This window comes from Nocardia vulneris, from assembly GCF_001613425.1.
In the GTDB taxonomy this organism is placed as follows: Bacteria; Actinomycetota; Actinomycetes; order Mycobacteriales; family Mycobacteriaceae; genus Nocardia; species Nocardia vulneris.
Genome location: NZ_BDCI01000019.1, coordinates 1 through 20,708, shown reverse-complemented (window position 1 = coordinate 20,708; position 20,708 = coordinate 1). Strand labels below are relative to the sequence as shown.

Genomic DNA, 20,708 nt, shown 5'->3' with positions numbered 1-20,708 from the left:
GGACGACCGACCCGATGAATACCAGGGCGGGAGCGTCCATTGTTCGGTGATCGTGCGCGCACCCTCGGGCTGTCGAATCGCCCGCACTTCGCGCTGGTAGGCGTGCTGCGCATCCCGGAAGTGCAGACCAGTCCGTGGATTTCACTGACCAGGCGGGTGCTGTTCGCGATCTTCCTGCTGTTCGCGGCCGCGCTGGTGGTGTACATCGGCCGCGATGGCTACCGCGACAATTCGGGCGATCCGCTGTCGTTCCTGGACGCGTTCTATTACGCGACGGTGTCGCTGTCCACCACCGGTTACGGCGATATCGCGCCGGTGACGCCGGACGCGCGCCTGGCCAACATCATCATCATCACCCCGCTGCGCGTGCTGTTCCTCATCGTGCTCGTCGGTACCACCCTCGGCGTGCTGACGGAACGGTCCCGGCAGGCGTTCAAGATTCAGCGATGGAGGCACAGCGTGCGCAATCACACCGTGGTCGTCGGCTACGGCACCAAGGGACGGACCGCGATCGACGCCATGCTCGGCGACGGTGTGCAGCCCGCCGATATCGTCGTGGTCGACACCGACATGGTCGCGCTGGAGCAGGCCGCGAATGCGGGCCTGGTGACCGTGCACGGCTCGGCCACCCAATCCGATGTGCAGCGGCTGGCCGGTGTGCACAACGCCGCGTCGGTGGTGGTCGCGACCAATCGCGACGACACCGCCGTGCTGGTCACCCTGACCGCCCGGGAACTGACCAAGAGCGCCAAGATCGTGGTCTCGATCCGCGAGGCGGAGAACACCCACCTGGTGCGCCAGTCCGGTGCCGACTCGGTGGTGGTGTCCTCGGAGACCGCGGGCCGGCTGCTCGGCATCGCGACCACCACGCCGTCGGTGGTCGAGATGATGGAGGACCTGCTCACCCCCGAGGAGGGTTTCGCGATCGCCGAGCGCGACGTGGAACCGTCGGAAACCGGCGGCTCACCACGGCATCTCAGCGATATCGTGCTCGGCGTGGTGCGTGGGGGCGTGCTGGTCCGGGTCGGCGAGCCGGACGTGGACTCGCTCGAGGCCGGGGACAAGCTGCTCTACATCCGGCGCACGACCAAGTAGGGCCCGCCGCGGCGCGGCGCGATAGTGTCGAGGGGTGCCGGCCTTTCAGCTCAATAATGTTCCGCTGCTGTCCCGTTCCGTGCTCGATCGCGCCGAGGAGACCAGAGCCGACGCGCAGGCCCTGCTCGCGGGCTGGCAGGACGCCAAGCTGCTGCGGGTGAACCAGCGCGGCCAGGTCCGTTTCGAGGACGGCGCGCTCGTCCTGGACAAGGCGATCGAGTTGTCGCCCGAGCCGAGCCCCGACGCGGTGTTCCTCGGCATCGACAACGGTGTGCATCTGTGGGCGGTGCGGGATCGGGAACTGAGCGGATCGCTGACCGACCTGCGCGGTATGGCGAGTACGGTCGACGACCTCACCGCCGCCCTGCTCTCCACCGCCGCCGCCCTGCTGAACTGGCATGACAAGGCCGCCTTCAACAGCGCCGACGGCACCGCGACCACCTCGGCCAAGGCGGGCTGGTCGCGGATCACCGAGAGCGGTTACGAGGAGTTCCCGCGCATCGACCCCGCGGTGATCTGCCTGATCCACGACGGCGCGGACCGGGTGCTGCTCGCACGTCAGCAGAGCTGGCCGCCCACGTTGTTCTCGCTGCTCGCCGGATTCGTCGAGGCGGGCGAATCGCTGGAGCGCTGCGTCGAGCGGGAGGTGAAGGAGGAGGTCGGCCTCGATGTGCGCGATATCCACTACCTCGGTAGCCAGCCGTGGCCGTTCCCGCGTTCGCTGATGCTCGGTTTCGCCGCGGTCGCCGATCCGGAGCAGCCCCTGGTGTTCTCCGACGGTGAGATCGCCGAGGCGTACTGGTTCAGCCGTGACGAGGTGCGCGAGGCGTTGATCGTCGGCGACTGGTCCGCGCAGGGGTCCGGTGCGCGGCTGTTGCTGCCGGGGTCGATCTCGATCGCCCGGACGATCACCGAATCGTGGGCCGGGCTGGGCGACGAACCGACGGCATGACACCACGGCGGACCGGCATGGTCCGCACGGAGGCGTTGTTCGGATCGGGGCGTTCGGTCAGGCGAGTGTGGCCAGCGCCTGCTTGACGGCGGCCAGCGACGGATTGGTCGCCGTCGAACCGTCCGCGAACTTCACGGTCGGCACCACGTGGTTGCCGCCGTTCACGCTGCCGACGAATTCGGCCGACGCCGGGTCCTGCTCGATATCGATCTCGACATAGGTGATCCCGGCCTCGTCCAGCTGCGTCTTCAGCCTGCGGCAGTAGCCGCACCAGGTGGTCGAGTACATCGTCAGGTCGGGCGTCGCATCAGTCACGGATCTTTCAACGCCGGACGGCCCGCCGCTGTTCCACCGCCGTACTCGGGCACGTCCATCCTCGCCGCCGCGACCGCCGTCTTGTCCGCGCTGGGCCGACACAGCCACTTGGCCGGAGTGGAACATCGACCCCGAAAGGGGCCGGGGTGGTCCTGGCGAATCGGGCGATCGAGGCGGTGGAGGACTGTGATCGCGAGTTCTTCGGGTCGCTGGGGGCGCGGACCCGGCCGTTCGCCGCCGCCCTGCGGGACCGGTGCACCGGCTAGAGCACCTCGTCGATCCCGAGCCCGTGCCGGGGCCGCCGGCGTGGGCGATCCGGGCCGGAACCCTTGCGCCACTTGCCGTCCGAGCGGGTCTGCCACAGCACGGCCCAGACGAACAGCGCCGCGACGCCGTATACCAGTCCGAGCGCGCCGAGGTGTGGGCCGAACGCGCCGAGCACCAGCGCCAGTACCGCGCCGGGCAGCGGCCAGGTGCACACCCAGCGCCACCCGGCGGCGGTGTGCGCGCCCCCGATCGCGACGATCACGAAATACGCTGCCGCGCCGCCGCACAGCGCCCAGCCGATCCCGGTCGACACGTGACCTTCCGCGTGTTCCACGGCGAGCCCGAGGCCGGCCGTGATGGTGGCGATCGCGCCGGTGATCCAGCAGTGCATGGCCATGACGTACTGCCTTGGCACCGTGTGCTCCGGATCGTCGCCGGACATCAACCGCGGCACGAAGCCGTACAACAGCGTCAGCGCCCAGAGGCTGGCCAGGATCACGAACGCGCCGAACCCGAGGGCGAGCACCCGCGCGTGCCAGACGACGTCGCCGACCGCCGCGATCACTGCGATGAAGCCCTCGCCGAGCACGATGATCACGTACAGCCCGAGCCGCTCGCCGAGATGCGCGCTGTCGGTGTGCACGGCCCTGACCTTGGGCGGCTCCACATCGCGGAATCGACGCGACCGGCGGAACCGGCGATCGATGGCCTCCTGCGCGCCGGTGATCATCCCGTCGCCGCTGACCGCGAACATCAACCACATGTCCAGCGCCAGGCCGGCGGCCCACAACCAGTACTTCCACGGTTCGGGCACCCACAGCGAGACGACCCACGGCAGCACGCCCACGGTCAGCTGCGCGATCGGCCAGTCGACCAGGTAGGTGCCGCGGCCCCAGACGCGCGCCGCGACGAAGCGCACGATGACGTAGACCGCGGCGAACGTGGTCGCGTGCCGGTCCGGTATCCCGGCGACCGCGCTCGCCATCACGCCGAGGCCGAGCATCGTCGCGAGCATCAACAGGACCCGGGTGTTGTCGCGGGCGATGTTGCCGTACAGCATCATGCACGCCCACACCGTCCAAAAGGCCAGGTAGAGCAGGACATACAGGGCGAAGTCGGACAGCGAGGGCCCGCGGTGCAGCAGATGGGTGAGCTGGCCGATGCCCGCGACCGCGACGAGGTCGAAGAACAGCTCCATCCAGGTTGCGTGCCGGTCGGTTGGTCTAGCGTCAGCTGACGGCGTGTCGTGTGCCACGAGGCGACAGTATTGGTCACGCCGCGAGAGTTGTCGGCGGGCACTGTCATGATGGGTGCCGTGTCGTCAACCAGCACGCACCGACCGACCGGCCCAGCGCTGGATTCCCTCGACCCCGAACAGGCCGCCGCGGTGCGGGCTCCGCGGGGTCCGGTGTGTGTGCTCGCGGGGGCGGGCACCGGCAAGACCAGAACGATCACGCACCGCATCGCGCACCTGGTGTCGGCCGGGCACGTGAAGGCCGACCAGGTGCTCGCCGTGACGTTCACCGCCCGCGCGGCGGGCGAACTCCGCGGCCGGCTGCGGGCGCTCGGTCTGGGCGGTGACGCGAACCAGGTGCAGGCGCGCACCTTCCACGCGGCCGCGCTGCGTCAGCTCAAGTACTTCTGGCCGCAGGTGGTCGGCGACGTGCCGTGGCGGTTGATCGATGGCAAGTTCCCGATCGTCGCGCAGGCGGCGAACCGGGCCGGGCTCTCCTCGGCCACCGACAGCGTCCGCGACCTGCTCAGCGAGATCGAATGGGCGAAGGCCTCGCTCATCGCGCCGGAGGACTATCCCGCGGCGGCGGCCAGGCAGCGGCGCGAGCCGCCCTACGACGCGCTGCGCGTGGCCGAGGTCTATGCGGGCTACGAGAAACTCAAGGCCACCCCCGAGGGCCTGCTGCTCGACTTCGACGACCTGCTGCTGCACACCGCGGCGGCGCTCGAGGACTATCCGGCGGTGGCCGACGAGTTCCGTGGCCGCTACCGCAGTTTCGTGGTCGACGAATACCAGGACGTCACCCCGCTGCAGCAGCGGGTGCTCGACGCCTGGCTCGGCGACCGCGACGATCTGACGGTGGTCGGTGACGCCAACCAGACGATCTACTCGTTCACCGGTGCCACGCCGAGTTATCTGCTCGACTTCTCGCGCCGCTTCCCCGACGCGACGGTGATCCGGCTGGAACGCGACTATCGCTCCACCCCGCAGGTGGTCTCGCTGGCCAACCGGGTGATCGGGGTGGCGCGCGGGCGCATCGCGGGCACCCGGCTGCAGCTCATCGGCCAGCGACCGGACGGGCCGGAACCGGTCTTCGCCGAATACGACGACGGTCCCGCGGAGGCGAGCGCCGTCGGCAAGACGATCAAGCGGCTGATCGAAGCGGGCACACCCGCCGCCGAGATCGCCGTGCTGTATCGGATCAATGCCCAGTCCGAGAGTTACGAGCAGGCGCTCACCGAACTCGGCATCCCTTATCAAGTGCGGGGCGGCGAAGGCTTCTTCTCGCGTCCCGAGGTGCGCCAGGCCGTCACGGTGCTGCGCCAGGCCGCTGCTCGCGATGATCTGCCCGCGGCCTCGCGCAGCGGCGCGGCGCTGGTCACGCTGGTGCGCGCGGTGCTCGCGCCGGTCGGGCTGACCGCGACCGAACCCGCGGGCGCGCAGGCGCGGGAGAAATGGTCGTCCCTGGTCGCGCTGGTCCGGCTCACCGAGGAATTGGTCGACCACGACGAAGAACTGGACCTGCCCGGCCTGCTGCGGGAGTTGTCGGCACGTGCCGAGGCCAGGCACCCACCGACCGTGCAGGGCGTCACGCTCGCGTCGTTGCACGCCGCGAAGGGCCTGGAGTGGGACGCGGTCTTCCTGGTCGGCCTCGCCGACGGCACGATGCCGATCGCGCACGTGCTGGAGAGCGACGGCAAGGTCGCCGACGAGGCCGCTCTCGAAGAGGAACGGCGGCTGCTCTACGTCGGCGTGACCAGGGCGCGGGAACATCTGCAACTGTCCTGGGCGCTGGCGTGGGGCGAGGGGAAGCGGCGCACCAGGCGGCGTTCCCGGTTCCTGAACGGCCTGGTACCCGACGATTCCCCGGCCTCCCGGATCGCCGCGCCGGTCACCGAGAGCGCAGGCAAAGGCGTACGCCCGACCTGCCGGGTCTGCGCGAAGCCGCTCATCGGCACCTATGCGACTATGCTTGGCCGCTGTCGTCGGTGCCCGGCCGAACTCGATGCCGAGCTGCTGGTCGCGCTGCAGGAGTGGCGGGCGGAGAAGGCGGAGACGTTGCGGGTGCGCGAGTTCGTGGTGTTCACCGACACCACCCTCACCGCGATCGCCGAACAACTCCCAGGTGACGACGCTGCGCTGGCCTCGATCGCCGGGATCGGCGCGAAGAAGCTCGAGCAGTACGGGGCGGACGTGCTCGCGATCATCGCGTCGCGGCTGCGCGCAAGACCCCAAAACCGCAGGTAGAAAATAGGTTGTGCGCTTCGGCGCACTTGCCTATGGTGGGTTTTACGCACCGGGAGGTCATCCCGGCGCGGCCAGTCAACAGGACACAACGAGATTAGGAGGGAGGCAGACGTGAACATCACATTCTTCAGCGGCAGCGACGTTGCGGTGAATTCACCCATGTCCGCCTCCCGGGGGATCCTCGCCTTGCAGGGGATCGGTCTGTCCGAAATTCGTGGCGCATTCGGCGCGCAAGCACATCTCGATGAGATGCATGGCGCCGTCTGCACCACCCGTATTCAGGACGGACCCAACGCGGGTAGCTGGCACAAGTCTGTCTTCAAGAAGGCAGACGACGTCGTCGTCATCGCAGCAGAAGCCGGCTATGAGCCGGCGGATCTGCAGGCAACGCGCCTCCGCCCCGCACACCCAGCGATCGTGATCAGGACTCGACAGAGATGTCGAATACCTAGGTAGGGAAAGCTCCCTCCCAGACCTCCTGGCCACGGATCGCACGAAGCGAAACCGTGGCCAATCTTTTTCGGCCCTTCAGCCAGCCGGCCTCGGTTTCGCGGAAACAACGAAACGAACCGCTGCAACGAGCTGAAGGAGAACGACGTGTTCACCGCCCAGGAATGGCCACAAGCCACTACTGACGTGACATGCCGAACCGTGGCCACGACTACCCGGGCCAGGGAGGTCAAGGACGTGCCGTGCCGAGCTGGAGACCCCGATCTCTGGTTCGCCGAGAGCCCGGTCCAACTGGAGCAGGCCAAGGCGCTGTGCGCTTCTTGCCCGATCCGCAAGGGCTGCCTGACGGCCGCCATGGATCGGCGTGAGCCGTGGGGTGTTTGGGGAGGCGAGATCTTCGAACAGGGTGTCGTCATCGCCCGTAAGCGCCCGCGCGGTCGTCCGCGCAAGGTCGCGGTCCCGGCATGAATCCGGGAGTGACTTCCCTCCCTCCGGTCGATGTGCTCGATTCGGTTGGTCCTGACACGGGCCGAGCCAACGAACGAGAAAGCAGACGAACCGCCCGCCGTTGCCCGGTGGGCGGCTCGTTTGCGTTGTGCTGCAGTGGTTTCGGGGGTCAGGTTCGCCGGGGCCGGTTCGGCGCCCGGCGGACCGCCAGCCCGTCGGCAACGGCGAGCACAAGTGTCGTGGTGTCGTCGGTGTGCGCCCACCAGCGGTGGCGCACGCCCGCCGCGCAGTAGAAGGTGTCTCCGGTGGACAGCGTCAGCTCCTCGCCGTCGGCGACCAGCGTGATGGTCCCGGCGACCACGTAGATCAATTCATCGTTCTGATGGGTGAATTCGCGCCCGCCCCGGCCGGTTCCGCCGGTGAATTCCAGCGCCCGCAGATCTCGGGCGCCGTGCACCAGCGATCGCACCGAGCCGTCGTTGTCGGTCTGGGCTTGTTCGAGCGTGCCGTCGCCGGCGCGCACGAGCACCGCGCCCGGCGCGTTGTCCGCGGCCGCGAGCAGTTCGGTGGCGGTGGTGCCGAGCGCGTCGGCGATGCGTTGCAGCGAACGCAGGCTGGTGTTGGTGCGCCCGTTCTCCAATTGACTCAGAAACGATTGCGACAGTTCAGTTTTCGCGGCCATGGTGGCCAGCGTCAGCCGCGCGGCACGCCTGCGGTCGTGCACGACGTCGCCGAGCCCGGCCCATCTGGCCGGGTCGCCGCTCCCGTTCCGCACCAATCCAGCCTCTCTCCTTCGCTGTGCACATTGTCGGCTGTGTGGCACAGAACGCCCGTGTTTGCGTCACGGTGATCGGAACGCTTCCCGCGCGTCAGAAATTGAAGACGGCGACCGTCGTCGCCTGCAGCACGCACATGTTGGAGAAGACGCCGTGATCGCTGACCGGCGCGCCGCGCCAGACGCCATCGATGGTGGCGTAGACCGGGTCGAAGTTCTGCGGGCAGCGCGGCGGCACGGTGAAGGCGGCGAGCGCCCGGATATTGCCGTCGGCGTCGGTCAGCGCCCGGCACGCGTCCACCGCGTTCGGGTGGGTACCGCCGATCGACGGGGCGCAGGTGAGGGTGACGGCGCGACGTTCGGCGGCGGCGATCGACACCCCGCGGCCCACGGTCAGCGCCAGCACCGAGGGTGCGTCGTCGGCGGCGGCCGCGACGGTAGGCGGCGATACCAGCAGCACCGCCGCGCTGATCGAGAAGACGACGATCCGGTTGGTGCAGGACATGACCATCACCCCTCGCCGACGGAGCCGACCCGACCGAATGAGGTTATCCGACTGTCCTTGCCGGACCTGGGAACTCAGGTCGCCCGGGCCGAGTCGCCCGGCGGGTCAGCTGGCCGTGCGTTCGGCGCTGAAACCGGGCATCCAGGTGCGGACCAGTTTCATGAAGGGCAGTTCGGCGTCGAGCTGGGCCAGGATGCCCACGGAACCGCCCAGCACCCGGAAGATCATCACGTACTCGGCCGGAAGTTGCAGGGCGCGAGCGGTTTTCATCTCCGCGCTGGAGATGTCGGAGGCCTTGCCCGCCACCCGCTGCATCCAGCGGCGGGTGAAATGGAACGAGTCGGACCGGATCGGGTCGGTGAACGGGCGCAGGTAGTCCGCGATCTCCTGGTGGGTGACGGTGCGGCCCGGGATCACCCAGCCGTTGTCGTACATCAGGTCGGTGAGTTCTTCGAACCGTTCGTCCACCGCGAGCGCGAGCATCCGGCCGAGGACGGGCGGGAACCCGTTCGGCAGCGGGGCGCAGGCGCCGAAGTCGATGACGGCGAGCTTGCCGTCGCCCAGCATCATGAAGTTGCCGGGGTGTGGGTCGGCGTGCAGTAGCCCGACGGTCGCGGGGGAGGAGAAGTGGAAGCGGCCCATCAGGCCCGCGACCCGATTGCGCAGCGCCCGGCTGCCCTCCGGGTCCTCGGCGCCCGCCTTGATGATCGCGGAGACCGCGGTGCCGTCCAGCCATTCGGTCACGATCACCTTCGGCGCGCTGGCCACCACCTTGGGCACCACGATCTCGGCGTGCCCGTCGAAACCCTTCGCGAAGGCGCGCTGGTTGGTCGCCTCGTTGCGGTAGTCGAGTTCCTCCTCGGTCCGCTCGGTGATCTCGGCGAGGATCGGCTTCACGTCGGCGCCGGGGATCACCGACGCGAGCAGCCCGGTCATCCTGGACAGCGTCTTGAGGTCCGCGCGTAACGCCTCGTCCGCGCCGGGGTACTGCACCTTGACCGCGACGGTCCGCCCGTCCGACCAGACCGCCTTGTGCACCTGGCCGATGCTGGCCGAGGCGGCGGGGGTGTCGTCGAACTCCTGGAATCGTTGCCGCCATTGTGTGCCGAGCTGCTGGTCCAGCACCCGGTGCACGGTGTCGGCGGGCATCGGCGGCGCGGCGGCCTGCAGCTTGGTGAGGGCCTCGCGATAGTGCTCGCCGAATTCCTCGGGAACCGCGGCCTCCATCACGCTGAGCGCCTGACCGAACTTCATCGCACCGCCCTTGAGCTCCCCGAGCACGGTGAAGAGCTGTTCGGCGGCCTTCTGGTTCAGCTGTGCGTTGATCTCGGACTTGTCGCCACCGGCCAGCTTCTTCCCGAATCCCACGGCCGCGCGCCCGGCGATGCCGAGCGGAATCTTGGCCAACTTGGCGTTGCGGGACGAGCGACGGCGCACGATCTCAGACACCTACCCATCATGGCGGAAGGAGCCGCTACTTAGCCACGGCAATCTTGAATCGACGCCGCCTGTGGTTGTGAGCCCGGTCACGTGAACCTGCATGCAGCATAGCTCGCGCGGGGCCGTCCGGACCATCTCGAAACGTCCTGCGGGGTAACCACCTTCAGGTTTGTTCGCGCAGGTCCACCGCGATTCCGTGACATGAGCACTCGGTGTGCCGCGGCCAGCGCCGCCGGTCGATCAGGTGCGTATCGAGGTCCAGTTCCAAGGTGCTGTCCAAGATCGCCAATTCCCGCCTGGTCGACATGGCCAGCACCGCTTCGACCTCACTGACCGCGAGCGCCGCGGTCGCCGCGATCCGGGCCGGTGATGCGTGACCTACCCGGCCGAGCAGCTGCGCGGCCAGATGCGGCCAGTCCGCGTCGTGGTCGGCGCGCAGCAGGTCGGCGCAGCGCAGGCAGCTGGTCGCGCCCGGCAGTACCAGCGGACCGACCACGCCGCGCCCGTCGCGGATCCGGACCGGAAGGTGGGCGACCCGATGCAGGCCGAGATCGTCCAGCAGTTGCGGATCCGGCATCAGCGCGTCGGTCAGCACGACCAGATCCGCTTGCCACGCGGGCACCGACGGCCCGCTGTAATCGCGCGAACGGCTCGGCCGCACCCCGAGCTTGCGCAGCCCGGACACGACCGCGTCGGACAGCGGACCGATACCGTGCACCCGCACCGACCGGATCCGGCCGACTCGCTCCTCGGGATGCTCGAGCATCCGGGCCGCGTCCAGGACCTCGAGCAGCGCGATCGCATGATCCGGTTCGATGCCGAGTTCACCTGCCCGCCAGACGATCTGGGGGCGGGTCTGCATGCCGTCGAGCAGCCGCAGAAACCCGAGCACGGTCTTGGCCGCCAGTCCGGCGGCGTCCAGGACCAGGGCGGTCTCGGGATTCCAGCCGAGTTGGACGACACCGGACGGTCGGACCAGCACGGTGATGTGCGGAGACAACAGCGGGCCACGGCGTTGAGCGGTCATGCCGAGCAGTGTGCGCAGCGAGGCTGTCCCGCTCCGCGTCGAATCCTGTGGTTATGCACAGGGATTCGCGGTCACCAACAGGACACTCAGGCGGACTGTCCGCCGTCCTTACCCAGGTCGGGGCCCGCCTCACCGGTGTCCGGGGTGTCCTCCCCGGCCTTGGCACGCTCGGCCTGCTCCCGCGCTTCGGTCTCGGCCAGCTGCGCCAGCGGATCGTCGAACGCGGTGGCGCCGCCGCCGATCACCGAATCGATGAAGCCGGCGGGGGAGTCCAGATCGTTGGAATCGGGCAGCAGGTCGGGGTGCGCCCACACGCCGTCGCGCTTCTCCATACCCGCGTCGCTGGTCAGCCTGCGCCACAGCGCCGCGGCCTCGCGCAACTTGCGCGGGCGCAGTTCGAGCCCGACCAGGGTCGCGAAGGTCTGCTCGGCCGGGCCGCCGGTGGCGCGCCGCCTGCGCAGCGTCTCGGCCAGTGCGCCCGCACCGGGCAACCGATCACCGACGGCGTCGGTCACCACGACCTCCACCCAGCCCTCGATCAACGCGAGCAGTGTTTCCAGCCGCTCCAACGCCTGCTTCTGCTCCGGCGTCGTCTGCGGTTCGAACGCGCCCTGCGCCAGGATCTCCTCGATCTTCGAGGGGTCGGTCAGCGCCATCGGGTCGATGCCCTGAGCGGCCTCCTCCAACGCGGAGAAGTCCATCCGGATGCCGCGCGCGTAGTCCTCGACCGCGGCCAGCACCTGCTGGCGCAGCCACGGCACATGCCCGAACAGCCGCTGGTGCGCGGCTTCCCGGGCGGCGAGGAACACCATGATCTCGCTCTCCGGCTGCTCGAGGCCCGCGCTGAATTCCGCGATCGCCGCGGGCAGCAGCGCCGCCGTGCCGGACGGGCCGAGCGGTAAGCCGATATCGGTGGAGGTCAGCACCTCCTTGGCGAGCTGGCCGAGGGCCTGGCCGAGTTGCGAGCCGAAGGCGAGCCCGCCCATCTGACCGAGCATGCCGACCATCGGGGCGGCGAACTCCTTGGCCTCCTCCGGCAGCGACGCGGTCCACATGCCCGAGATCTGCTGTGCCACCGGGTCGCACAGCCGCTGCCAGGTGCTCAGCGTCTCCTCGATCCAGTCGTTGGCCGTCCACGCGACGGTCTTGCCGGCGCCCGCGGGCAGCGTGGTCGCGCTGTCGAGCCACAGCTCGGCGAGGTGCGCGGCGTCGGTGACGGCACTGGCGGTGCTCGCGGTGACCGGCGTGATGGTCGAACCGAGCTGCTGGCGCGCCAGCCGCTTGGCGACGTCGTAGTTCACCGGCCCGGACTGCCCCGACCCCGGCTGGCCCATGCCACTGAGCATCTGGCCGAGCGAGGTCAGCATCTGCCCGAGCTGCGACGGATCGAACCCGCCGCCCGGCCCGCCCACACCGAAGCCGAACGGGTTGTTCGACTCGGGACCGCCCGGCTCCTCACCGCGCTTGCGGTCGTCGTCGTCGCGGTTCGAAAATCCGAAGGGGACGTCACTCATATCCCTTACGTTACGCGTGCGGTGCAGGCTGTTGATGTTCGCGCGGCGCGAAATCGAGGACGCGCGGCGACACGGAATGTTCGCCTCCGGCATCCGGGCAGAGCGGCGATCATTACTGTGGTCCAGGTGAATCGTCGGATCCTCACCCTGGTGGCCGCTCTGATCCCGGTGCTCGTGCTCGGCGCGCTCGGCACCGTGCTCACTGTGCCGTTCGTCGCACTCGGCCCCGGCCCCACCTTCAACACCCTCGGCAAGGTCGACGGCAAAGAGGTTGTCGACGTGCGCGGCACCGAGGTGGACCCGACCACGGGCCATCTCAATATGACCACCGTGTCGGTGCGCGACGGGCTGAGCATCTTCGAGGCGTTCGGCTTCTGGGCGAGCGGCAAGCACGGCCTGGTGCCGCGCGCCGAGGTGTACCCGCCCGGGGTTTCACGCGAGGAGATCGACAAGTCCAACCAGCAGGACTTCAAGGATTCCGAGGGCAACGCCGAGATCGCGGCGCTGCACTTCCTGAACATGCCGACCGTCGTGCTGCTGCGCAAAGTGTCCGAGGACGGCCCGGCCAAGGATCTGCTGAAGGCCGGCGACGAGATCATCAGCATCAACGGCACGCCGATCGCCGCGCCCAAGGATGTGGTCACCGCCGTCGGTGCGCAGAAGCCCGGCGATGTGCTGACCGTGCAGGTGCGTCGCGAGAGCGCCGAGCAGACCATCCAGGTGACACTCGGCGAGCGCCCGGACGACAAGGCGAAGGGCTACCTCGGCGTCACGCCGGGCGAGGGCGCCCGCCCGCCGCTGCAGGTGGACTTCAACCTCGCCGATATCGGTGGACCGTCGGCCGGTCTGATGTTCAGCCTCGCGCTGATCGACAAGCTCACCCCGGGCGAACTGGACGGCGGGAAGTTCGTCGCGGGCACCGGCACGATCGACAACGACGGCAAGGTCGGGCCGATCGGCGGCATCCAATACAAGATGATGGCCGCCCGCGAGGCCGGTGCGGAGACGTTCCTGGTGCCCGCCGCCAACTGCAACGAGGCTCGGCAGCGCACCCCCGAGGGGCTGCGCCTGGTGAAGGTCGAGAACCTCACCGGCGCGGTGCAATCGCTGAACGAGATCAACGCGGGCAAGGAGACGGTCAGCTGCGGCTGAGGTCGGATCACTCCAGCGTGGCGAGCAACGCCTCGATCAGGTTGGGCGCCAGGTTGGGATAGGTGCGCAGGTCCATGTCGGCGAATTCGTCGGCGTCGTCCTCGGGACGCACCTGCAGCAGGCACAGCGACGCACCCTCGCGCAGCACCGCCGCGAACAGCCGGGCCTCGCGGCGATCGGGATGTGCCTCGGCCGCGGCACGTGCGGCGGCGTCGGCCGCGTCGTGGTCGGCGAGCAACGGCACCAGCGCCGCGTCCAGGGTGGATTCGGCGTCCGGCGGCAGCACCACGATCTCCTGCACGAGCACGCACCCCTGCACCGCGGGCGGCCAGCTGGTGGTTGCCAGGAATTCGTCGAGCGCCATCGAACCGCCGGTGATGTCGTCCGGGAATGATTCCTGCGCAACGGGAGTCAGCTCCGCGCCCTCGTCGAGCTGCTCGAGCAGTTCGGGCTGCGCGGCGACCAGGTCGGCGGTGGGTACCAGCGCGAACATCTGCGGCGGTCTGCCCCACCCTTCGGCGTCGACGAACTCGGCCACCTCCCGGACGGAACGGGCGAGGACGAGTTCGGCATGCAGATCTGCAGGGGTCACGGGGGACATCAAATCAAACGAGTGGAACACCGCCGCGCCCGCGCGGCCCGAATGTGGAACACCGCCGCGCTTGCGCGGCCCCTAATGTCGAACACCGCCGCGCCCGCGCGGCCCAAATACTGTCCGATTCCGTAGAGTGGGGCGCGACGGTCCGGAAGGACCACCCGCAACATCGGACTGCGGCGCGCCGTCGGGGCCACTCGGTGCGCGCGCCGCCGGACCTTGGAGAGTGGCATCGTGGGCATGCGGCCCCCCACCGGCTTACCTTCGCTTTCCCGACGCAGCCGGGTGCTGCTGCTGGCGGCCATCGTCCTTGCGGCGTTGCTGCTGCTCGGGCCACGGCTCACCGACGCCTATACCAACTGGCTGTGGTTCGGTGAAGTCCGTTTCCGCAGCGTATATCTCACCGTGCTGCGGACCAGGGTGCTGCTGTTCCTCGGGATCGCGATCTTCGTCGGTCTGGTGGTCTGGTTGGCGCTGCTGCTGGCCTATCGGTCCCGGCCGGTGTTCGTGCCGGTAGCCGGTCCGAACGATCCGATCGCCCGGTATCGCACCACCGTGATGAGCAGGCTGCGGCTGTTCGGCGTCGGCATCCCGGTGCTGCTCGGCCTGCTGTCCGGTCTGGTGGCGCAATCGAATTGGGTCACCGTGCAGCTGTTCCTGAACAGCAGCGAGTTCGGCCAGCAGGATCCGCAGTTCCATCTCGACGTCAGCTTCTACGCCTTCGAGCTGCCGTTCTATCGGATGGTGCTGAACTGGCTGTTCGTCGCGGTGGTCATCGCGTTCTTCGCCAGCCTGGTGACCCACTACGTGTTCGGCGGCCTGCGGCTCAGCGGCCGCGAGGGCACGCTGACCCGGGCCGCGCGCATCCAGCTCGCCGTGCTCGCCGGACTTTTCGTGCTGCTCAAGGCGATCGCCTACTGGTTCGATCGGTACGAGCTGCTGATGAGCAGCCGCAAGGAGCCCACCTTCACCGGTGGTTCGTTCACCGATATCAACGCGGTGCTGCCCGCCAAGCTGATCTTGCTGTCCATCGCGGTGATCTGCGCGATCGCCTTCTTCGCCGGCATCGTGCTGCGCGATCTGCGGGTGCCCGCGATGGCCGCGGCCCTGCTCGTGCTGTCCTCGATCCTGGTCGGCGCGGTGTGGCCGCTCGTCGTCGAGCAGTTCTCGGTGCGCCCGAACGCCGCGGACAAGGAAAGCGAATACATCCAGCGCAATATCGCCGCGACCAGGCAGGCGTTCGGCATCACGGACGACAAGATCGAGTATGTGGACTACAAGGGGGAGAGCAACAAGAACCCCGTCAACGTCCCGGTCGACGCGGCGACGATCGGCAACGCGCGTCTGCTCGACCCGAACATCCTGTCGCCCACCTTCACTCAGCTGCGACAGCTGAAGAACTTCTACGGGTTCCCCGAGGCGCTCGATATCGACCGCTACAACCTCGACGGCGATGTGCAGGACTACATCGTCGCGGCGCGCGAGCTGTCCCCGGCGGCGCTGTCCGGTAACCAGAAGGACTGGATCAACCAGCACACCGTCTACACGCACGGCAACGGTTTCGTCGCCGCGCCGGCCAACCGGGTCAACAAGCCGCAGTCCGAGGATCCGAACGCGACCGGCGGCAGCAGCGACAGCGGCTACCCGATCTTCATGGTCAGCGACCTGTTCACGCCGACCGACAAGCAGCGGATCAAGGTCGACCAGCCGCGCATCTACTACGGCGAGGTGATCTCGCAGGCCAATCCGGACTACGCCATCGTCGGTGCGTCCGAGGGCCAGCGTCCGCGCGAATACGATTCGGACGCAGCGCAGTTCACCTACGACGGCAAGGGCGGCGTGCCGATCGGCAACTGGTTCAACCGGCTCGCCTTCGCCGCCAAGTACGCCGAGCGCAACATCCTCTTCTCTTCGGCCATCGGCCCGGAGTCGAAGATCATCTACAACCGCGCGCCGCGCGAACGGGTGCAGAAGGTGGCGCCCTGGCTGACCACCGACGGCAACGCCTACCCGGCGGTCGTCGGCGGCCGGATCCAGTGGATCGTCGACGCGTACACCACGCTCGACAACTACCCGTACGCGCAGAAGACGTCGCTGGACGGCGCGGTCGAGGACAGCGTGGACAAGAAGACCGGAAGGTTGTTGCCGCGCAAGGAAGTCAGCTACATCCGGAACTCGGTCAAGGCCACCGTCGACGCCTACGACGGCACCGTGACGCTGTACGAGACGGACCCCAGCGATCCGGTGCTCAAGGCGTGGCGCGGGGTGTTCCCCGGCGCGGTGAAACCGATGAGCGATATCTCCCCGGAATTGCGGGCGCATTTCCGTTATCCGGAGGATTTCTTCAAGGTGCAGCGCGAAATGCTGACCAAGTATCACGTGGACGATCCGCGAGAGTTCTTCACCAACAACGCATTCTGGTCGGTGCCGAGCGATCCGACGATCGAGGGCGGTGGCACGTTCAACCAGCCGCCGTACTACGTGCTGCTCGGTGATCAGCAGACGAACAAGCCGACCTTCAACCTGACCAGCGCCATGGTCGGTTACAACCGTCAGTTCCTCTCCGCGTACATCTCGGTGCGTTCGGACCCGGATGGCTACGGCAAGTTCACGATTCGGCGGTTGCCGACCGACACCCAGACCCAGGGTCCGCAGCAGACGCAGAACACGATGACGACCGCGCCCGAGGTCTCGCGGGAACGGACCTTGCTGTCCAACTCGAACAAGATCAAGTACGGCAACCTGCTCACCTTGCCGGTGGCCGACGGCGGCATCCTGTACGTCGAGCCGTTCTACAACGAACGCAACACCGGGCCGAACACCTCGACCTTCCCGCAGTTGCTGCGCGTGCTGGTCAGCTACCGCGACGAGGCGGGCAGCGTGAAGGTCGGTTACGCGTCCACGCTGGCAGAGGCGTTGAACCAGGTGCTGCCCGGTGCCGGTGCGCTGGCCACGCCGTTCGGCGGTGACCCGGCGACCAGGCCGAAACCCGGCACCACTCCGCCGGTCGAAGGCACCACGCCGCCGCCCGGCAACAACACCGGCACGCCGCCTCCGCCGCCGCCGGGCGGGGTCACTCCGCCGACCGGTTCGTCGGCGGCGAAGGACGCCGCCGCCGCGGAGTTGAACCGGAAGATCGAGAACGTGCGAAATGCCATGCGCACGGGCAATTTCCAGGACTTCGGCAAGGCGCTGGACGAACTGGACGCCGCAGTGAAGGCGTATCAGGACGCCGGGCGCTAGGGCGCCTGCGGCCTGAATCGCACCAGGCTCCAACGGAACACGAAAGCGGCGCTGCTATCCGAACGGATAGCAGCGCCGCTTTCGTTGTGCGAGAACTATTCTCAGCTACCGGCGATCGACTCGATCAGCGGGTTGGTCTGCTGCAGCAGCTGCTGGTACTGATCCTGCAGGCCGTACTGCTTGGCCAGCGCGTCGCCGGCGGACTTGGCCTGCTCGACATAGGCTTTGGTTGTACCGGGGGCAGGCAGGGCGGGCGCGGCCGGCGCGGGCGCGGGCTCCGGCTCGACCACGGCTTCCGGCTCCGGCGCGGAGGTGCCCGGGCGCAGGTACTGCCCGCACACCGGCCAGGCGCCGACGCCCTGGGTGGCGAGCACGTTCTCCGCGACGCGGATCTGCTCTTCCTTGCTCGCGGTGTGGGCCGAACCCTGGCCGCCGTTGGCCCGCCAGGTGCTCGGCGAGAACTGCAGGCCACCGTAGTAGCCGTTTCCGGTGGCGATCCCCCAGTTGCCACCGCTCTCGCACTGCGCGACACCGTCCCAGTCATGGGTCGGTGCGGCGGAGGCGGTCGCGGTGGAGAGTGCGAACGGGACGGCAACAAGAGCGCCGGTGACGGCGGCGAGGCCGAGGGCGCGGGCGTTGAACTTCCGGTTCTCAGTCATGTGTGTTTTCCCTCCCTGCGCCTACCGAGCCCGGCGATTCAGCTGCCGGGTCCCTGCCCCCAGGTCGTCGGGGATCCTCGAACCGTGGGGCAGGGTCGCCGGTATTCGTCGGTTCGAGTTCGAGCCCTTCACGGATGATCCGGGCCGTGAACGCACGGTAACGAAGAAATCTCGGCAGATCACATCTTGATAACACACGAATTGCATGAAGCGAATAACCCGAATATTGTTGTTTACGCAGCTCGCAAACGCCATCAACACGCATTCCGGACGGTCTGTTATAGCAACGTTATGTGTTCGAGATCACTGTTTAATAGTGGTTCAGGTCACGTTTAACCGGTGTGAGCGGGCTGGATTCGGTGCTCTGGACGTGGCGAAGCGGCGACCGCGATCGGTCCGGCAGGCGAACGGGCAGATTTTCCGGGCAGGTTCGAGTCGGTTGCCGAATGCTTTCTCGCGTGCTTCGCCAGCCTCGTTTATGGCTCTGACCAGGCGATTTGGCGTCAGCTCTAACCCGTGTGTAATGTTGTGTTCACCGACGCGGGGTGGAGCAGCTCGGTAGCTCGCTGGGCTCATAACCCAGAGGTCGCAGGTTCAAATCCTGTCCCCGCTACTCCTGAGGGCGGTCCCGAACGAATAGTTCGGGACCGCCCTTGTTCTTTGTCTGGGGCCTGTCAGGGTGGAAGTTTTGGATCGTCAATCCCGACCGTAGGCAGCCAGGAACAGGTCGATCGCTGATTCGATGGTTGCGGATGTGGGGGCGGTCGCGTTGTCGGTGGGGGTCGCAGTCGGGGTTGCGGTCGCGGTCGCGTTGTCGGTGGCGGTCGCGGTCGCAGTCGCGGTCGGGGTTGCGGTCGCGGTCGCGTTGTCGGTGGCGGTCGCAGTCGCGGTCGGGGTTGCGGTCGCGTTGTCGGTGGGGGTGGGGGTCGGGGTCGCGGTGGCGTTGTCGTTGGCGGTCGCGGGGTCGTTGGCGGTCGCGGTCGCGGTCGCGGTCGCGGTCGGGGTCGCGGTGGCGTTGTCGTTGGCGGCGTCGGTGGAGGTCACGGTCACGGTCGCGTTGTCGGTGGCGGTGGCGGTGGCGGTGGCGGTGGCGGTGGCGGTGGCGGTGGCGGTGGGGGTCGCGTTGTCGGTGTCGGTTGCGGTGGTGGCGTCCAGCATCCGGGAGTTCAGGGGTGCGCCCACGACCAGCCAGGTCAGCTGTTCGGCGGCGATATCGGGGTCCGGAATCCGCAGTGCGCCGCGGCTGTCCAGTTTTCGGAGGGTGGTGGCGAGGTTGCCGATGTTGCGGACCCAGCTCTGGTGCAGATAGTTCGCGCCGACCTCGGGGTGACGCGCGGCCTCGGCAGTCACCAGACGGCGCATCTCCACCACGGGCGGAGCGAGCACGCCCGCCCGAAGGCCTCGCGCCCAGGCGATCAGCCCCGCACGGACATCCTCGGCCGCCTCGAGCTGCTCCAGGCCTGGCCGCATGGCATCGCGACCTGCGCTCGCCCACTGCTCGACCACCGCGGCGAACAAGCCCGCCTTCGACGGATGTTCGCGATAGAGCGATGTTTTGGATATCCCGGCACGCGCGGCGACCTCGTCCATCGTCGACCCTGCGAAGCCGCGCTCCAGGAACACCGCGCGGGCGACGGCCAGTAGTTCAGTGCCGGACTTCCCCGGCGGCCGGCCGCGGCGTCCACCTGTAGAGCTCATGCGACCCACTTTAGTACTTGACAGTACTAAGACCCCAATCTAAATTTAATACCGCATCGTACTTAAGGAGTTCGCCATGGTAGTCGCAGGTATCGCCGTCGCGGCGGTCGTCTCGTTCGTCATCAGTGCGGTGTTGTACGCGACACCCCCGGTCGCAGCGCTGGTATCGCGGACGAGTACCCCGCGCCCCGGCATCGGCCTGCCGGTACAGATGGCGTTTGTGGTCTTGCGTGGTCTGCTGGCTGCGGCGGTCCTCGCGATTCTGCTGATCATCGGCGATCGACATGGCATCGGAGCCGGGGCGGCACTGGGCGCGATCGTGGCGATCCTGCCGGTGACCATCCTCGCGGGGGCGATCGTGCACGAGAACGTGCCGATCCCGACGGCCATGGTGCACATGACCGACTGGGTCCTCAAACTGATCGTCAGCGGAGTCATCCTCGGACTGTTCCTCTGATCCCACCCTCAACAGGAGGCTTCCCATGGCTGCCGGACCCCTCGACGTCACCTTCACCGCCGTCCTCGGAAAAGTCCGCGAAGGCGACACCTGGACCTGCGTGCAACTCCCCGACTCCGCAACGATCTTCGGCACCCGAGGCCTGGTGAAGGTAAAAGGAACCGTGGACGGCGTCCCCTTCACCTCCTCCTTCATGGCCCTCGGCGACGGCACCCACAAGCTCCCCGTCGCCGCCACGATCCGCCGCCGCATCGGCAAAACCGACGGCGACGCGGTCACCATCCACCTGACCGAACGCCTGAACTGACCCCCGCGCCTCGCGGCACGCCCATCGGGGGCCCGCCAGCAGTTCGACCCCGCACCACTTCCGTGTTCCCGCACCCGCTTCCGCACGCCGAAGCGGGTCTCAACTGACAGCACATCCCTGACATGTCGGTGACAGGACATCCCGGACACTGATCGGTCGATCGATGAGTGTTCGTTGATGGGCCAGAAGGTAGTCACGATGGAGCAGAGGCTTGCTGCTGTGTTCGCCGAGGTTGCTGCTGGGCGGGCCACGGTCGTTGGAGTGTGTGCCGAGCTGGGGATCAGCCGGGACAGGTTTTATGTGTATCGGCGCCGCTTCGCCGAGGAGGG

At 68.1% G+C, this 20,708-nt stretch carries 19 protein-coding genes and 1 tRNA gene; 10 read left to right on the top strand and 10 right to left on the bottom strand.

What is annotated here, in order from left to right:
• The first annotated feature begins 39 nt into the window (after positions 1-39).
• On the top strand, positions 40-1,095 hold the full coding sequence (locus NVU01S_RS21295) for a potassium channel family protein (protein ID WP_014987731.1): 1,056 nt from the start codon (positions 40-42) through the stop codon (positions 1,093-1,095).
• A 34-nt stretch (positions 1,096-1,129) separates the two neighbouring features.
• Positions 1,130-2,047 carry an NAD(+) diphosphatase gene (gene nudC, locus NVU01S_RS21290; protein ID WP_043680092.1) on the top strand — a complete coding sequence of 306 codons (918 nt, stop codon included), beginning with the start codon at positions 1,130-1,132 and terminating at the stop codon, positions 2,045-2,047.
• 57 nt (positions 2,048-2,104) lie between these two features.
• Here the strand turns inward: nudC and NVU01S_RS21285 are convergent, their stop codons facing one another.
• Together NVU01S_RS21285 and NVU01S_RS21280 are read right to left on the bottom strand one after the other, a co-directional pair.
• Entirely contained in the window at positions 2,105-2,335 is a 231-nt protein-coding gene (locus NVU01S_RS21285) for a mycoredoxin (RefSeq protein WP_029897242.1), read from the bottom strand.
• 289 nt (positions 2,336-2,624) lie between these two features.
• Positions 2,625-3,827 (bottom strand): low temperature requirement protein A, encoded by a 1,203-nt coding sequence (locus NVU01S_RS21280; RefSeq protein WP_244467503.1) that lies wholly within the window; start codon positions 3,825-3,827, stop codon positions 2,625-2,627.
• A 108-nt stretch (positions 3,828-3,935) separates the two neighbouring features.
• On the opposite strand from NVU01S_RS21280, the gene NVU01S_RS21275 reads away from it, so the two are divergent.
• The 3 genes from NVU01S_RS21275 to NVU01S_RS21270 all read left to right on the top strand — a co-directional run bounded on the left by NVU01S_RS21275 (position 3,936) and on the right by NVU01S_RS21270 (position 7,028).
• A complete protein-coding gene (locus NVU01S_RS21275) occupies positions 3,936-6,110 on the top strand; it encodes an ATP-dependent DNA helicase UvrD2 (RefSeq protein WP_167829454.1) in 2,175 nt (724 codons plus the stop codon).
• Between the two features lie 111 nt (positions 6,111-6,221).
• Positions 6,222-6,566 (top strand): hypothetical protein, encoded by a 345-nt coding sequence (locus tag NVU01S_RS43480; RefSeq protein WP_156161915.1) that lies wholly within the window; start codon positions 6,222-6,224, stop codon positions 6,564-6,566.
• A 141-nt stretch (positions 6,567-6,707) separates the two neighbouring features.
• Entirely contained in the window at positions 6,708-7,028 is a 321-nt protein-coding gene (locus tag NVU01S_RS21270) for a WhiB family transcriptional regulator (protein WP_014987725.1), read from the top strand.
• 148 nt (positions 7,029-7,176) lie between these two features.
• Here the strand turns inward: NVU01S_RS21270 and NVU01S_RS21265 are convergent, their stop codons facing one another.
• From NVU01S_RS21265 to NVU01S_RS21245, 5 genes are all read right to left on the bottom strand, one after another.
• Positions 7,177-7,782 (bottom strand): helix-turn-helix domain-containing protein, encoded by a 606-nt coding sequence (locus NVU01S_RS21265; RefSeq protein WP_218023631.1) that lies wholly within the window; start codon positions 7,780-7,782, stop codon positions 7,177-7,179.
• Positions 7,783-7,876: 94 nt separating this feature from the next.
• Entirely contained in the window at positions 7,877-8,287 is a 411-nt protein-coding gene (locus NVU01S_RS21260; RefSeq protein ID WP_043680138.1) for a subtilase-type protease inhibitor, read from the bottom strand.
• Positions 8,288-8,392: 105 nt separating this feature from the next.
• Positions 8,393-9,736, bottom strand: a complete 1,344-nt coding sequence (locus tag NVU01S_RS21255) for an ABC1 kinase family protein (RefSeq protein WP_043680086.1) — start codon at positions 9,734-9,736, stop codon at positions 8,393-8,395.
• A 154-nt stretch (positions 9,737-9,890) separates the two neighbouring features.
• Positions 9,891-10,754 carry a TOMM precursor leader peptide-binding protein gene (locus tag NVU01S_RS21250; RefSeq protein WP_043680083.1) on the bottom strand — a complete coding sequence of 288 codons (864 nt, stop codon included), beginning with the start codon at positions 10,752-10,754 and terminating at the stop codon, positions 9,891-9,893.
• An 86-nt stretch (positions 10,755-10,840) separates the two neighbouring features.
• Complete coding sequence (locus NVU01S_RS21245; protein ID WP_043680080.1) at positions 10,841-12,268, bottom strand: zinc-dependent metalloprotease; 1,428 nt, start codon at positions 12,266-12,268, stop codon at positions 10,841-10,843.
• A gap of 126 nt (positions 12,269-12,394) precedes the next feature.
• Here NVU01S_RS21245 and NVU01S_RS21240 point away from each other — a divergent pair, with 126 nt between their 5' ends.
• Positions 12,395-13,420 (top strand): YlbL family protein, encoded by a 1,026-nt coding sequence (locus tag NVU01S_RS21240; RefSeq protein WP_209444883.1) that lies wholly within the window; start codon positions 12,395-12,397, stop codon positions 13,418-13,420.
• 7 nt (positions 13,421-13,427) lie between these two features.
• Here NVU01S_RS21240 and NVU01S_RS21235 read toward each other — a convergent pair whose 3' ends face one another.
• Positions 13,428-14,021, bottom strand: coding sequence for a PPA1309 family protein (locus NVU01S_RS21235; RefSeq protein WP_043680135.1), 594 nt, complete (start codon positions 14,019-14,021; stop codon positions 13,428-13,430).
• A 228-nt stretch (positions 14,022-14,249) separates the two neighbouring features.
• On the opposite strand from NVU01S_RS21235, the gene NVU01S_RS21230 reads away from it, so the two are divergent.
• Complete coding sequence (locus NVU01S_RS21230) at positions 14,250-17,258, top strand: UPF0182 family protein (protein WP_043680132.1); 3,009 nt, start codon at positions 14,250-14,252, stop codon at positions 17,256-17,258.
• Positions 17,259-17,359: 101 nt separating this feature from the next.
• Here the strand turns inward: NVU01S_RS21230 and NVU01S_RS21225 are convergent, their stop codons facing one another.
• Positions 17,360-17,917, bottom strand: a complete 558-nt coding sequence (locus NVU01S_RS21225; protein ID WP_042263871.1) for a transglycosylase family protein — start codon at positions 17,915-17,917, stop codon at positions 17,360-17,362.
• Positions 17,918-18,456: 539 nt separating this feature from the next.
• Between NVU01S_RS21225 and NVU01S_RS21220 the strand changes: the two genes are divergently transcribed.
• Positions 18,457-18,530 (top strand) — tRNA-Met (locus NVU01S_RS21220).
• Positions 18,531-18,613: 83 nt separating this feature from the next.
• Here NVU01S_RS21220 and NVU01S_RS44920 read toward each other — a convergent pair.
• On the bottom strand, positions 18,614-19,615 hold the full coding sequence (locus NVU01S_RS44920; protein WP_156161914.1) for a TetR/AcrR family transcriptional regulator: 1,002 nt from the start codon (positions 19,613-19,615) through the stop codon (positions 18,614-18,616).
• A 76-nt stretch (positions 19,616-19,691) separates the two neighbouring features.
• On the opposite strand from NVU01S_RS44920, the gene NVU01S_RS21210 reads away from it, so the two are divergent.
• Positions 19,692-20,072 (top strand): DUF1761 family protein, encoded by a 381-nt coding sequence (locus NVU01S_RS21210; protein WP_043680074.1) that lies wholly within the window; start codon positions 19,692-19,694, stop codon positions 20,070-20,072.
• A 25-nt stretch (positions 20,073-20,097) separates the two neighbouring features.
• Entirely contained in the window at positions 20,098-20,379 is a 282-nt protein-coding gene (locus NVU01S_RS21205; protein ID WP_043680071.1) for a DUF1905 domain-containing protein, read from the top strand.
• Positions 20,380-20,708: the final 329 nt, after the last annotated feature.